The following is a 12,385-nucleotide window of genomic DNA, read 5'->3' as shown; positions in this document are numbered from 1 at the left end:
CCACCAAGAACAATGGTGGGAGGGGGTGCCTGTCAGGGCGCGGCGGGCAGCAGGAACCGGGCAATCACCGGCAAATGGTTGGAAATGCGCAACGTATCCTCCTGCCGTACCTTGGCTTCGACCCGCTTGATGCGTGGGCTGTAGAACAGATAGTCCAAGGTGCGATCCGGGCCGTCGAGGCTTGGGTCGTTGGGGTAGTGCGTCAGCCATTTCGCACGGTCGATGCCGCTGGCTTCGCTGTTGCTGGGGATCATCGGGTATTTGTCCCACAGCAAATGCAACTCGCTGTCCGGCGAATACTGACCGCGCTTGCCCGCTTCCAGGCGCAGGAACTGCCCCAGCGGTAGCAGGTTGAAATCCCCGCCGATCAACCAGGGCGTGCCTCGGCCTTCGAGCTTATCCAGCAATTTCACCGTTGCCTTGACTTGCTCATCCACCGCCGAGCGCCCAGGCATATCGCGACCCAGACGCGTATTGAGCACCGCCAGTTGGCCGCCATCGCTCAGCGGCAGATACGTCAGCAGCAAGGCCGGTTTGGGTTGGAACTGGCGGCTGATGAAGTTGCCGGGCGATACCGGCAGTTGCAGGCGTTCGGCGTGTTCGATCTGGTAGCGGCTCAGGGTCGCCAGTTTGCGGCCGACACTGCCGAAAATATGCAGGCTGGGGATGAAGTCAGCTTTCCAGTCGAACGCCTGGGCGCTGCACGGGTAAAGGTCGACCAGGCGTTCCTGCAACAGGGCCAGCTGGTCTTGATAGTGGGATGGCTTGGCGTTTTCGTCGAGTTCCTGCAGCTGCAGGATGTCGGGTTGTTCGTCACGGATCACCCGCGCCACTTCATCGAGGCTGTAGGCCATGTCTTCCACGGTCGGACGGTCGTCCGGGCCGCTGCCGTCGGGAGTGTCGTACCAGAACACGTAGTTTTTGCCGGCCAGGTATTGCACGTTCCAGGTCATCACCTTGAGCGCCTGCCCCGGCAGCAGGGTCGGCGCGCGGGGGGCGCCACAGCTGACGGGCAGAGTTTGCTTGTCGGCAGGGCGCCAGGTCAGGCTGTAGATCAGGGCAGTGAGCAGGCCTGCGATGATCAGCAGGCCCAGCAGGAAGATGCGCAATAAACGGGTCATTGGCTCGGCTTATCAGCGTGTCAGGACAGGCACGGAGCATATCACCGTGCGTCGGCGTCGCCACCGATCAGCATGAATAAACGGAACAACACCACACTGGTAAACAACTGCAGGAAACTGTGGGCGCTGTCCATCAACAGCCCCAGTAACGGACCCGGGTCTGGATAGGCCGCGGCGCTGGCGCCCTTGAGCAACCACAGCGGCGTCATCACGCACAGCAGGCAGACCAGGATTCGCCAGAAGTGCCCACGGCTCAGGCGAAAGCTTTCCTTCATCGCGTCCAGTGCCGGCATGCCGCGCAGCACCAGCAGGTACTCGGCAAACGCCAGCACCACCATCAGCCACAGGCCGGGCAGGAAGTACAACGACAAGCCCAGCAGAATCAGCAGCGTGCTCATGGCCGTCAGCAGGGCGAAGCGTGGCCACAGGGTCAGGGCCATGGCCCAGACATCTTTAGTGCGCGGCGACTCGCCGCGGGTGCGCGCATCCAGAAACAGGATCAGGGCGCCGGTGTACAGCGGATACACCAGCAGCCCGACGACCACGCTGTAACCGGGGAACGCATCCGGCCCCAGCGTGTGGTCCAGCACCTGTTGCAGCAGGGCTTCGAGGATCACCAGCGGCAGGCACAGCTGGACGATGGCGCCCAGGTTGCGTTGGGTGAAACGGAAGGAGTCGCGCAGTACGTCTAACGGATTCATCAGGTTCATCGCAGGCCAAAAAGCAAGGCCCACACTTTAACCGATCAGGGCTGGCGTTAAGCAAACGTAAACCTTACGTAAAGACTATTGAAACGTCTGGTAACAGCCCCATAACTAGTCGCGTAGCTTGCCTGGTCCCAGGCAGGCCCATGATTTCTACCGGCAATCTAACGAGGTCGCCATGAACAGCGAAGAGCAAACCCTGATCGATGGACTGTTTTCACGGTTGCAACAAGCCGAAAAGGACTCAGCCCCCCGCGACGCACTGGCCGAAGCGCGGATCAAGGAACACATGACTCGCCAACCGGCCGCCGGGTACTACATGACCCAGTCGATCCTGGTGCAGGAACACGCGATCAAGAGTCTCGACGCGCAGAACAAGCAGCAGGCACAGCAGATCCAGCAATTGCAGGATGAGCTGCAACAAGCCCGTTCCCAGGCGGCCCAGCCTGCGCCGAGCAGTGGCGGTTTTCTGTCGAGCATCTTTGGCGGCGGTTCCCGCGATCCGCAACCGGCTCAGAGCGCGCCGGCGTCGACGGGTGGCGGCTGGCGTGAACCGGGGCGGCCATCGTTCGGCCAGCCTGCGCCGCAACAAAACTACGCTGCACCGCCGCCTAACTATCAACAGCCGCAACAGGCACCGGCAGCGCCGATTGGCAGTGGTTTTCTCGGTGGCGCCCTGAAAACCGCCGCTGGCGTGGCCGGTGGTGTGATGCTGGCCGAAGGCATCAGCAGCTTGTTCAACCACAACTCTCAACAGCCGCAGGTCGTGGAAGAAATCATCCGCGAAGAGCCCGCGCCGGCCAGTGACAACGGCAACTGGGGCAATGACGACCAGCGTTTCGCCGGGAATGACAGTTGGGGCGGCAACAACGCTGACAACTTTTCAGACAGCGATTATTCCGACAATTCCTCGTCTTTTGACGACGACGATTCCTACGTCTGACCCGCATTCACCCGGGGCGCTTCGTCGCCCCGGGCTGATTTTTCTCGGAAACTTTCCCATGGCTGGCATACTGGCGCCTTTGCGGACCTTCGTGTCCGGCGTCCAAGTGGTAAGCCTGGGGAAGTGCGGTGAAAAAAATTGCGGTGTTCGCCGATGTACAAAACCTCTATTACACCGTGCGCCAAGCCTATGGTTGCCACTTCAATTACGCCGCCTTGTGGGCTGACATCGGTTCACGCGGGCAGATCGTAGAGGCGTATGCCTATGCCATCGACCGTGGCGACAGCAAGCAGCAGCAATTCCAGCAGATCCTGCGCAACCTGGGCTTTACGGTAAAACTCAAGCCTTACATCCAGCGCAGCGATGGCTCGGCCAAGGGCGACTGGGACGTGGGCATCACCCTCGACATCATGGATGCCGCCGACCACGTCGACGAAATCGTACTGGCCTCCGGCGACGGCGATTTCGACATGCTGCTCGAGCGCGTTATCCACAAGCATGGCGTCGAAGCCGTGGCCTACGGTGTCCCGGGGTTGACGGCCAACTCACTGATACGCGCCGCCAGCCGCTATGTGCCGATCGAAGGCGCGCTGCTGCTCAAATAGCACGCTGCGGCTTGATAAACAGTTAGACGGAGTTGGAACGGGTTTGGAACGTATAGCGGTCATCGACTTTGAAACCACCGGCATCACCCCGAGCAGCCACTGCCGGGCCACGGAAATCGCGGTGGTCATCCTCGAGCGCGGCCAGATCGTGGATCGCTACCAGAGCCTGATGAACGCCGGTGTGCGTGTGCCGGGCTTTATCGAGCAACTCACCGGCATCAGTAACGCCATGTTGCGCAGCGCACCGCCGGCCGAGCGTGTGATGAACGAGGTCAACGAGTTCGTCGGCACGACGCCACTGCTGGCGCACAACGCGGCATTCGACCAGAAGTTCTGGGACTATGAGCTGGGCCTGATCCGCCGCACCCGCCTGCAGAAATTTGCTTGCTCGCTGTTACTCGCCCGCCGCCTGATGCCCGCGGCGCCCAACCACAAACTCGGCACCCTCAACAGCTACGCCCAGTTGCCCCACACCGGCAAGGCTCACCGGGCGCTGGCGGATGCGGAGATGGCGGCCAACCTCACGGCGTACCTGGCCCAGGAACTGCGCGGGACTCATGGCTTGCGCGAACTCTCCCACGACCTGCTGTGCACCCTGCAGAAAGTGCCGGCGGCGAAGATCACCGAACACCTGAAGAAGCACCGCGGGTTCTGAGCCCCTGACAATGAAACTCCAACTGTGGGAGGGGGCTTGCTCCCGATAGCGGTGTGTCAGCTCCAGATTAGCGGGCTGGTCCACCGCCATCGGGAGCAAGCCCCCTCCCACAGTGTCGTCAGGGAATAAACGCCATCACCGATGCGGGCGACCCTGATCCGCCTTCGAGCGCCAAGACACCTATCACCAATGTTGCACCCTTGGCCGGCAGGCGGTCGAGATGGGTCAAACACTCCAGCACAATCCCATTCCTGGCCAGCACCGCACGATTGGTCGCGAATGCAGTGCTCTGCCCCGGATCAACCCCATGGGTATCAATACCGACCCCGGCGATCCGACGCTGCTCAAGCAAAAAACCAATCGCCGTCTCGCCGATCCCCGGAAAGTGCGAGCCTTGCGCGTCCAGCCCGAAGAACGCCGCCGGGTCGTGCCAAAGGTGTTGCCAGCCGGTGTATATCAAGACCACCGAGCCGGGCTCGATTGGCCCGTGCTGGCGTTCCCACTCTTCAATATCCTGCAGGCTGATTGCGTAATCGGGGTTGCCCTGGGTTTTACTGCGCACGTCCACTACCACTGCCGGCCGCACCAAGTCTTCGGGTTGATAACCGTCGATCCCCATTGCGTCGGCGTAGAAGCTGTTCGGCGCATTCATATGCGTGGCGCTGTGTTCACCCATGCTGAAACGTCGCAGGAAATAGCCATCCTTTTCCAGGGCGGCGACCTCTGCAAAAACCACCGGAGGGTCGCCCGGCCATAGCGGGATACGTGGGCTGACCGGGTGGCTGAGGCTGATGACCTTGCGCTGTTTATCCAGCATTTCTGGCCTCCAACTGCCCCAGCGGCACCCGCCGCTCTATCGCGCTCGACAAAATGATCGAGGTCTTGCTGAACCCGAATTTTGCGATCCGGTTGATCAGGTTCTCCAACTCCGGCATCGAGCCCACGGCGGCTTGCATGATCACGCACGGGTCACCGGTCACGCGGTGACATTCGGTGAGCTCGGGAATTTCGGATAAGGCGTCATACACCTTCTGGCTGCCGTGATTGGTCAGGCGCAGCTCAATCACACACTGAATCGGCAAACCCACTTTGGACAGGTCCACCTTGGCCTGATACCCGGTGATCACGCCACTGGCCTCCAGCTTGGCCACGCGCTCAGCCACGGCGGGGGCGGAGAGGTTGACCGTGCGAGCCAGTTGCGCAAACGAGGCGCGGCCGTCTTCGAGCAAGGCACTGAGGAGCATGCGGTCGTATTTGTCCAATGATAAGGCTCCGTAATGTGCGGCTTTCGAATCTATGGTTTATATCCCTCATAACCGTGTTTTGAAAAGTGTATTGGCGTTTTAAACAGGTTTTGTAACTTATGTTTATCAACCTGCCTTTTTAGAATATGTCTTCTGTCCTCCTGCCATAGAGCCGCCCAATGCCTGGCCCACGTCGCTTTCCCTTACCGTTGATCGCCGCCTTTTTTGCGTTGTACGTGATCTGGGGGTCCACCTACCTGGTGATTCGTGTCGGCGTGGAGTACTGGCCGCCGTTGTTGCTGGCCGGGATTCGGTTTTGCACGGCCGGGGTGTTGATGTACGGCTTCCTCAGGTGGCGCGGGGTGCCGGCGCCGACCTGGGCTCAGTGGAAAGCGGCCGGGATGATTGGCATCTTGTTGCTCACCATCGGCAATGGTGGCGTGAGCATGGCTGAACATATGGGCGTGTCGTCCGGCGTGGCGGCGTTGGCCGTGGCAACCGTGCCGTTGTTCACTTTGCTCTGTGGGTATTTCTGGGGCGCACGTAATACCCGTCTGGAATGGGCCGGGGTGATCCTGGGCATTATCGGCATTGCCATGCTCAACATGGGCAGCACGTTGCAATCGAGCCCCATGGGCGCTGTTCTGCTGTTGGTGGCGGCCGCGTCCTGGGCGTTCGGTTCGGTGTGGAGCCGGCAATTGCCGCTGCCCCAGGGCGCCATGGCCAGTGCTGCGGAGATGCTGGTCGCCGGTGTGGCGCTGCTGCTGGTCAGCGCGCTTTCCGGTGAGCGCCTGCAGGCCGTGCCGCCACTGGAAGGCTGGCTGGCGCTGGCCTACCTGACCGTGTTCGGTTCGATCATTGCCTTCAACGCCTACATGTACCTGCTCAAGCACGTGCGGCCGGCGGCGGCGACCAGCTATGCCTATGTGAACCCGGCAGTGGCCGTGTTGCTGGGGATCGTGTTCGTCGGTGAGACCATCGGCATGGAAGAAGCCTTGGCAATGCTGGTGATCATCAGCGCGGTGCTGTTGATCAGCCTGCCCCAGTGGCGAAAGCCCCGGCCGGAATAAGGTAAACTGCGCCGAATTGCGGTTTTTTTACCCGCTCATGCGCTGAATTTTCTTACGGTAGACACATGACTTTCGCCACCCTTGGCCTGATCGAACCCTTGCTGCGCGCCCTTGAGACGCTTGGCTACCAGACCCCGACGCCGGTGCAGGCGCAGGCCATTCCGGCGGTGCTGGCCGGTCGCGACCTGATGGCCGCGGCCCAGACCGGCACCGGCAAGACCGCAGGTTTCGCTGTGCCGCTCCTGCAATTGCTGACCCTGGAAGGGCCGAAAGTCGCCCCCAACTCGGCGCGCGCGCTGATCCTGTGCCCGACCCGCGAGCTGGCCGAGCAGGTTCACGCCAGTGTCGCCGAGTACGCTCAACACCTGCCGCTGACCACTTATGCGGTGTACGGCGGCGTGAGTATCAACCCACAGATGATGAAGCTGCGCAAAGGTGTCGACATTCTGGTCGCCACCCCTGGCCGCCTGATCGACCTGTTCCGCCAGAACGCGCTGAAACTCAATCAGCTGCAAACCCTGGTGCTGGATGAGGCCGACCGCATGCTCGACCTGGGCTTTTCCGAAGAACTGGCGAACATCTACCGCATGCTGCCGAAAAAGCGCCAGACCCTGCTGTTCTCCGCGACCTTCTCCGATGACATCCGCCTGCTCGCCGGGCAGATGCTCAACGACCCGCTGAGTATCGAAGTCAGCCCGCGCAACGTCGCCGCCAACACCGTCAAGCAATGGGTGGTGCCGGTGGACAAGAAGCGCAAGCCAGAGCTGTTTGTGCACCTGATGCGCAAAGGCCGCTGGAAGCAGGTACTGGTGTTCGCCAAGACCCGTAACGGCGTGGATGCGCTGGTGGATAAGTTGCAGGGCCTGGGCGTCAATGCCGATGGCATTCACGGTGACAAACCGCAGGCCACCCGCCAACGGGCGCTGGACCGCTTCAAGGCCGGCGAGGTGCAGATCCTGGTGGCCTCCGATGTGGCCGCCCGTGGCCTGGATATCGAAGACTTGCCGCTGGTGGTCAACTTCGACCTGCCGATCGTCGCCGAAGATTACATCCACCGTATTGGCCGCACCGGGCGTGCGGGCAACACCGGTGAGGCGATCTCTTTGGTGTGCGCCGATGAAGTGAACATGCTGTCGGCCATCGAGATGCTGACGCGTCAGACCTTGACCCGCAAAGTCGAGCCGGATTTCGAGCCCGAGCACCGCGTGCCGGACACCGATGCCAGTGGGCAGGTGGTAAAGAAACCGAAAAAACCGAAGAAGCCCAAGGCTTCGGGCGGTGGCGGCAAACGTAACCTGGGCAAATGGGTGGACAGTGGCGAAGTGGCGCCGGCGGAGCCATCGATCAAACCGGTGCGCAAGGTGCCGGTGTTTAACACCGGGCCGCGTAAGAAGAAGTAATTTGCTGCGTGGCTGATAGCCTCATCGGAAGCAAGCCCCCACATTTTGAATCTGTTCGCCGTTCAAAATGTGGGAGGGGCTTGCCCCCGATGGCGGCATTAAAATCACCACAAATCTTAGCGCTTGAGCCACTCCAGCATCCCATGCCCCGCCGCTTTGCCGCTGGCAAAACACCCCGTCAGCAAATACCCGCCCGTCGGTGCTTCCCAGTCCAGCATCTCTCCCGCACAGAACACCCCCGGTAACTGCTTGAGCATCAAGCGCTCATCCAACGCCTCGAACGGCACGCCGCCCGCGGTGCTGATCGCTTCATCGATTGGCCGGGTTTTAACCAGTGTCAACGGCAGCGCCTTGATAGCCACCGCCAACTGCGTCGGATCATTGAAGCGTTCAGCTGGCGTCAGCTCCCGCAACAAGGCCGACTTGACCCCATCCAGGCCCAACTGGCTGTGCAAGTGCTTGCTCATCGAACGCGAGCCACGGGGCTTGGCCAAGGCGGCTTGCACCTTGTCCAGCGGCTTGCTCGGTAGCAGGTCGAGATGCACGGTGGCTGAACCGTCGCGATGGATCGCTTCGCGAATCGGTGCCGACAGCGCATAGATCAAGCTGCCCTCGATGCCCGTGGCGGTGACCACACATTCCCCCAGCCGCGGCTTGTCATCCGCCAGGCCGACGGCGACGTTTTTCAGTGGTGCACCGGCGAATTTGCTGATCATCAAGTCGCTCCAGGCCGACACCTCGAAACCACAATTGCTCGGCTGCAAAGGGGCGTACGGCACGCCTTGATCTTCGAACAGCTTAAGCCAGGCACCGTCGGAACCCAGGCGCGACCAACTGCCGCCACCAAGGGCCAACAATACGGCAGGGCTGTGGACAGTTTTTTCGCCGTCCGGGCTGTGGATAACCAGCCCGCCGTCTGCGGTCCAGCCCACCCAGCGATGGCGGGTGTGGATAACCACGCCCTGGTCGCGCAAGCGCTTGAGCCAGGCGCGTAACAGCGGGGCGGCCTTCATGTCCGTAGGAAAGACGCGGCCCGAAGTGCCGACAAAGGTCTGTATGCCCAGGCCGTGAATCCATTCGCACAACGCCTGGGCACCAAACGCGCGCAGCAATGGCGCCATTTGTGGGGCGCGCTCGGCATAACGCGACAGGAACGCCGGGTACGCTTCCGAATGGGTGATGTTCATGCCGCCTACACCCGCCAGCAGGAACTTGCGCCCCACCGACGGCATGCCGTCGTACAGGTCGACCCGCACACCTGCCTGGCTCAAGACTTCAGCGGCCATCAGCCCGGCAGGGCCGCCACCGATAATGATGACGTGTTGGGAAGGGGTATCGGGCATGGGGCAGGGCTACGGTCGCTTGAATAGGCCGAGCATTCTACCCGACGACAGCGCAAACGCCTGATCAAAAAACATACAGCTTCCTACAGGCCTTACGTAAAGCAGCGTTCAGACGCTTACGCTCAAGTTATCCACAGGTGGTTCCACAGGCATTGTGGGTAACGCCCAGGTTTCAATGACAACCTGATGACGCCCACACCCGCTGGGCGCTGTGATGCAAGATGCCGTGGCGACGGGCCAGGGCGGGGCGGTCTTTGCTGTAACCGCCGCCGATCACGCCCATCACCGCAATATCACGGCCCAGGCAGTGGCGCATCACGCTTTCGTCGCGGGCGGCGACACCTGCGTCGGTCAGCTTCAGGTAGCCGAGGGCGTCGTCCTTGTGCACGTCGACGCCGGCGTCGTACAGCACCAGGTCCGGCTGGTAGAGCGGCAACAGGTAGTTGAGTGCGTCGTCCACCACCTTGAGGTAGTCGGCGTCCCCCATGCCCATGGGCAGCGGGATGTCCCAGTCGCTTTGGGCCTTGCGTGCCGGGAAGTTCTTTTCGCAATGCAGCGACACCGTGACCGCCTCCGGCGTGTCGTGGAGGATACGTGCGGTGCCGTCGCCCTGATGCACGTCGCAGTCGAAGATCAGCACGCGGTTGACCCGGCCGCTGGCCAGCAGGTAATGGCTGATCACCGCCAGGTCGTTGAAGATGCAAAAGCCCGCCGGGTAATCGTAATGGGCGTGATGGGTGCCGCCCGCCAAGTGGCAGGCCAGGCCGTGTTCCAATGCCTGCTCCGCCGCCAGTAGCGAGCCGCCGACCGCCCGCACGGTGCGCCGGGCCAGGGCTTCGCTCCAGGGCAGGCCGAGGCGCCGCTGGTCTTCACGGGACAACTCGCCGCTCATATAGCGCTCGATATATCCACGGTCATGCGCCAGGGCCAGAATCTCGGGTGGGCACAGTTGCGGGCGCAGCAGTTGGCGGTCTTCGGTCAGGCCGCTGTCGACCAGGTGGTCGCGCAGCAGGCGGAATTTGTCCATGGGGAACCGATGGTCCGCCGGGAACTCGGGGCTGTAGTCATCGTGATAGATCAATGGCAAGGGCATGGGATTTTCTGACGGGAACCTGCGACGCATCTTACCCGCGTTGTACACTCACGCACATGGCAAGGGAGGGGACCCATGGAGCCGATACTGGAATTGGAAAGCGCACGCCTGGTGCTGCGCCAATGGCGCGACAGCGACCTGCCGGAATTTGCGCGCATGTGCGCCGACCCGCAGGTGATGCGCTATTTCCCGGCTAAATTGAGCCACCTGGAAACGGCTGCGTTGATCGGGCGGATTCGCGGGCACTTTGCCGAGTACGGCTTTGGTTTTTGGGCCTTGCAGCGCAAGGACACTCGCGAGTTTATCGGCCTGACCGGGCTGCAGAATGTCAACTTCGAGGCCGACTTTACCCCGGCCGTGGAGATTGGCTGGCGCCTGGCCCGCGAACACTGGGGCCTGGGTTATGCCAGCGAGGCGGCGTGGACCGCCTTGCGTTGCGGCTTCGATCGTTTGCAGGTGGATGAGATCCTGGCCTTCACCACTGAGTCCAATCTGCCATCACAAAAAGTCATGCAGGCCATCGGTATGCATTACGATCCCCAGGCAGATTTTGAACACCCCAAGGTCGCAGCCGATGACCCGCTGCGCCATCATGTTTTGTATCGCATCACCCGCGCCCAATGGTTGGACACGCTGCACGGATAAGCAGACCGGAATGCCCCATAGATTGTAGGAGTTGCTCTATGAGCCAAGTATTGGAAGATCTGGTGGACCTGCTGACCCTGGAGCCGATCGAGGAAAACCTCTTTCGTGGCCGCAGCCAGGACCTGGGGTTTCGCCAACTGTTCGGCGGCCAGGTGCTCGGCCAGTCGCTGTCGGCGGCCAGCCAGACCGTAGAAGACGCGCGGCATGTGCATTCCCTGCATGGCTATTTCCTGCGCCCGGGCGATGCCGCATTGCCGGTGGTGTACTCGGTGGACCGCGTACGTGACGGCGGTAGTTTCAGCACGCGCCGCGTCACCGCGATCCAGAAGGGCAACCCGATCTTCACCTGCAGCGCCTCGTTCCAATATGACGAGGAAGGTTTTACGCACCAGAGCACGATGCCTGTGGTGGTCGGCCCGGAAAACCTGCCCTCCGAGCTGGAACTGACCCAGCAACGCGCCCACCTGATCCCCGAGCACATGCGCGACAAGCTGCTGTGCCCCAAGCCGATCGAAGTGCGCCCGGTGACCGAGAAAGACCCGTTCAACCCGCAGCCGTCCGACCCGGTCAAGTACGTATGGTTTCGTGCCGACGGCGCCCTGGCCGACTTGCCCGCGCTGCATAAGTACCTGCTGGCCTACGCCTCGGATTTCGGTCTGCTGACCACCTCGCTGCTGCCCCACGGCAAGACCGTGTGGCAGAAAGACATGCAGGTCGCCAGCCTCGATCATGCGCTGTGGTTCCACGCCGACCTGCGTGCCGATGACTGGCTGCTTTACGCCATGGACAGCCCGTGGGCGGGCAACTCCCGCGGCTTCTCCCGTGGCAGCGTGTACAACCGCGCCGGGCAGCTGGTGGCCTCGGTGACCCAGGAAGGCTTGATTCGTCATCGCAAGGATTGGGCATGAGCCTGGCGCATATCCAACATTGGGTCTTTGACATGGACGGCACCCTCACGGTGGCCGTGCATGATTTTGCAGCGATTCGCGTGGCCCTGGACATTCCGCCGGAGGACGACATCCTCACCCACCTGGCGGCGTTGCCGGCCGATGTTGCAGCGGCCAAGCATGCCTGGTTGCTGGAGCATGAGCGCGAGTTGGCGGTGGGCTCGGTTGCCGCGCCAGGCGCGGTGGAGCTGGTGCGCGAGCTGGCCGGGCGTGGTTATCGCCTGGGCATCCTGACCCGCAATGCGCGGGAGCTGGCGCATATCACCCTGGCGGCGATTGGCTTGGCGGACTGCTTTGCCGCCGAGGATGTATTAGGCCGTGATGATGCGCCGCCCAAACCAGACCCGGGCGGCTTGCTGAAGCTGGCGGCGGCCTGGGATGTTTCGCCGAGCCGGATGGTGATGGTGGGGGATTACCGCTTTGATCTGGATTGCGGCCGGGCGGCGGGAGCCCGGACGGTGTTGGTGAACTTGCCGGAGAACCCGTGGCCAGAGTTGGCGGATTGGCATGCCGCAGACTGTGTGGCATTGCACCAGATGATCCAGGCCAGCCACTGAAAAAGCGAAGTGTGGGAGGGGGCAAGCCCTAATGCCTGTCAGTTAAGAGATAGAGCGG

Annotated in this window: 14 protein-coding genes; 8 read left to right on the top strand and 6 right to left on the bottom strand. The window is 62.0% G+C overall.

All coding sequences use genetic code 11. The features are described from left to right. Nucleotides 1-32: 32 nt before the first annotated feature. Nucleotides 33-1,121: an endonuclease/exonuclease/phosphatase family protein gene (locus JBE38_RS20170; protein ID WP_205344986.1), complete on the bottom strand. Its 1,089-nt coding sequence runs from the start codon at nucleotides 1,119-1,121 to the stop codon at nucleotides 33-35. Nucleotides 1,122-1,162: 41 nt separating this feature from the next. After that, nucleotides 1,163-1,822 carry a YciC family protein gene (locus tag JBE38_RS20165; protein ID WP_126870832.1) on the bottom strand — a complete coding sequence of 220 codons (660 nt, stop codon included), beginning with the start codon at nucleotides 1,820-1,822 and terminating at the stop codon, nucleotides 1,163-1,165. Nucleotides 1,823-2,003: 181 nt separating this feature from the next. Here JBE38_RS20165 and JBE38_RS20160 point away from each other — a divergent pair, with 181 nt between their 5' ends. The 3 genes from JBE38_RS20160 to JBE38_RS20150 all read left to right on the top strand — a co-directional run bounded on the left by JBE38_RS20160 (nucleotide 2,004) and on the right by JBE38_RS20150 (nucleotide 4,028). Next, complete coding sequence (locus JBE38_RS20160) at nucleotides 2,004-2,768, top strand: DUF2076 domain-containing protein (RefSeq protein ID WP_205344985.1); 765 nt, start codon at nucleotides 2,004-2,006, stop codon at nucleotides 2,766-2,768. A gap of 128 nt (nucleotides 2,769-2,896) precedes the next feature. Further along, nucleotides 2,897-3,373, top strand: coding sequence for a LabA-like NYN domain-containing protein (locus JBE38_RS20155; protein ID WP_104996049.1), 477 nt, complete (start codon nucleotides 2,897-2,899; stop codon nucleotides 3,371-3,373). 43 nt (nucleotides 3,374-3,416) lie between these two features. Next, entirely contained in the window at nucleotides 3,417-4,028 is a 612-nt protein-coding gene (locus JBE38_RS20150; protein WP_104996048.1) for a 3'-5' exonuclease, read from the top strand. A 118-nt stretch (nucleotides 4,029-4,146) separates the two neighbouring features. Here the strand turns inward: JBE38_RS20150 and JBE38_RS20145 are convergent, their stop codons facing one another. Next, nucleotides 4,147-4,845 carry a cyclase family protein gene (locus tag JBE38_RS20145; protein ID WP_205344984.1) on the bottom strand — a complete coding sequence of 233 codons (699 nt, stop codon included), beginning with the start codon at nucleotides 4,843-4,845 and terminating at the stop codon, nucleotides 4,147-4,149. Continuing rightward, nucleotides 4,835-5,290: an Lrp/AsnC family transcriptional regulator gene (locus JBE38_RS20140; RefSeq protein ID WP_090365685.1), complete on the bottom strand. Its 456-nt coding sequence runs from the start codon at nucleotides 5,288-5,290 to the stop codon at nucleotides 4,835-4,837. Before JBE38_RS20140 ends, JBE38_RS20145 begins: the two co-directional genes overlap by 11 nt. Before the next feature lie 161 nt (nucleotides 5,291-5,451). Between JBE38_RS20140 and yedA the strand changes: the two genes are divergently transcribed. Beyond that, on the top strand, nucleotides 5,452-6,342 hold the full coding sequence (gene yedA / locus JBE38_RS20135) for a drug/metabolite exporter YedA (protein WP_090365686.1): 891 nt from the start codon (nucleotides 5,452-5,454) through the stop codon (nucleotides 6,340-6,342). 65 nt (nucleotides 6,343-6,407) lie between these two features. Next, nucleotides 6,408-7,742: a DEAD/DEAH box helicase gene (locus JBE38_RS20130; RefSeq protein ID WP_205344983.1), complete on the top strand. Its 1,335-nt coding sequence runs from the start codon at nucleotides 6,408-6,410 to the stop codon at nucleotides 7,740-7,742. A gap of 116 nt (nucleotides 7,743-7,858) precedes the next feature. On the opposite strand, the gene JBE38_RS20125 is transcribed toward JBE38_RS20130, so the two are convergent. Further along, nucleotides 7,859-9,085, bottom strand: coding sequence for a TIGR03862 family flavoprotein (locus JBE38_RS20125; RefSeq protein ID WP_205344982.1), 1,227 nt, complete (start codon nucleotides 9,083-9,085; stop codon nucleotides 7,859-7,861). Nucleotides 9,086-9,257: 172 nt separating this feature from the next. Beyond that, entirely contained in the window at nucleotides 9,258-10,178 is a 921-nt protein-coding gene (locus tag JBE38_RS20120; RefSeq protein WP_205344981.1) for a histone deacetylase family protein, read from the bottom strand. 75 nt (nucleotides 10,179-10,253) lie between these two features. Between JBE38_RS20120 and JBE38_RS20115 the strand changes: the two genes are divergently transcribed. The 3 genes from JBE38_RS20115 to JBE38_RS20105 are packed head-to-tail and all read left to right on the top strand — an operon-like array spanning nucleotide 10,254 to nucleotide 12,327. Continuing rightward, the gene (locus tag JBE38_RS20115) at nucleotides 10,254-10,823 is read left to right on the top strand and encodes a GNAT family N-acetyltransferase (protein WP_060752337.1); all 570 of its coding nucleotides are present in this window, start codon (nucleotides 10,254-10,256) and stop codon (nucleotides 10,821-10,823) included. 38 nt (nucleotides 10,824-10,861) lie between these two features. Next, nucleotides 10,862-11,731, top strand: a complete 870-nt coding sequence (tesB, locus tag JBE38_RS20110; protein ID WP_060752336.1) for an acyl-CoA thioesterase II — start codon at nucleotides 10,862-10,864, stop codon at nucleotides 11,729-11,731. Next, nucleotides 11,728-12,327 (top strand): HAD family hydrolase, encoded by a 600-nt coding sequence (locus tag JBE38_RS20105; RefSeq protein ID WP_205344980.1) that lies wholly within the window; start codon nucleotides 11,728-11,730, stop codon nucleotides 12,325-12,327. Before tesB ends, JBE38_RS20105 begins: the two co-directional genes overlap by 4 nt. The last annotated feature ends 58 nt before the right edge of the window (nucleotides 12,328-12,385 follow it).

This window comes from Pseudomonas sp. ICBG1301 (genome assembly GCF_016918385.1).
Taxonomy (GTDB): domain Bacteria; phylum Pseudomonadota; class Gammaproteobacteria; order Pseudomonadales; family Pseudomonadaceae; genus Aquipseudomonas; species Aquipseudomonas palleroniana.
This window is presented reverse-complemented; position numbering and strand designations above follow the sequence as displayed.

What these genes read in the sequence shown, in the direction of transcription:
- JBE38_RS20120 (WP_205344981.1), bottom strand. Translation starts at nt 10,178, where the DNA reads ATGCCCTTGCCATTGATCTATCACGATGACTACAGCCCCGAGTTCCCG.
- JBE38_RS20125 (WP_205344982.1), bottom strand. Translation starts at nt 9,085, where the DNA reads ATGCCCGATACCCCTTCCCAACACGTCATCATTATCGGTGGCGGCCCT.
- JBE38_RS20170 (WP_205344986.1), bottom strand. Translation starts at nt 1,121, where the DNA reads ATGACCCGTTTATTGCGCATCTTCCTGCTGGGCCTGCTGATCATCGCA.
- JBE38_RS20115 (WP_060752337.1), top strand. Translation starts at nt 10,254, where the DNA reads ATGGAGCCGATACTGGAATTGGAAAGCGCACGCCTGGTGCTGCGCCAA.
- tesB (WP_060752336.1), top strand. Translation starts at nt 10,862, where the DNA reads ATGAGCCAAGTATTGGAAGATCTGGTGGACCTGCTGACCCTGGAGCCG.
- JBE38_RS20165 (WP_126870832.1), bottom strand. Translation starts at nt 1,822, where the DNA reads ATGAATCCGTTAGACGTACTGCGCGACTCCTTCCGTTTCACCCAACGC.
- JBE38_RS20105 (WP_205344980.1), top strand. Translation starts at nt 11,728, where the DNA reads ATGAGCCTGGCGCATATCCAACATTGGGTCTTTGACATGGACGGCACC.
- JBE38_RS20145 (WP_205344984.1), bottom strand. Translation starts at nt 4,845, where the DNA reads ATGCTGGATAAACAGCGCAAGGTCATCAGCCTCAGCCACCCGGTCAGC.
- JBE38_RS20160 (WP_205344985.1), top strand. Translation starts at nt 2,004, where the DNA reads ATGAACAGCGAAGAGCAAACCCTGATCGATGGACTGTTTTCACGGTTG.
- yedA (WP_090365686.1), top strand. Translation starts at nt 5,452, where the DNA reads ATGCCTGGCCCACGTCGCTTTCCCTTACCGTTGATCGCCGCCTTTTTT.
- JBE38_RS20130 (WP_205344983.1), top strand. Translation starts at nt 6,408, where the DNA reads ATGACTTTCGCCACCCTTGGCCTGATCGAACCCTTGCTGCGCGCCCTT.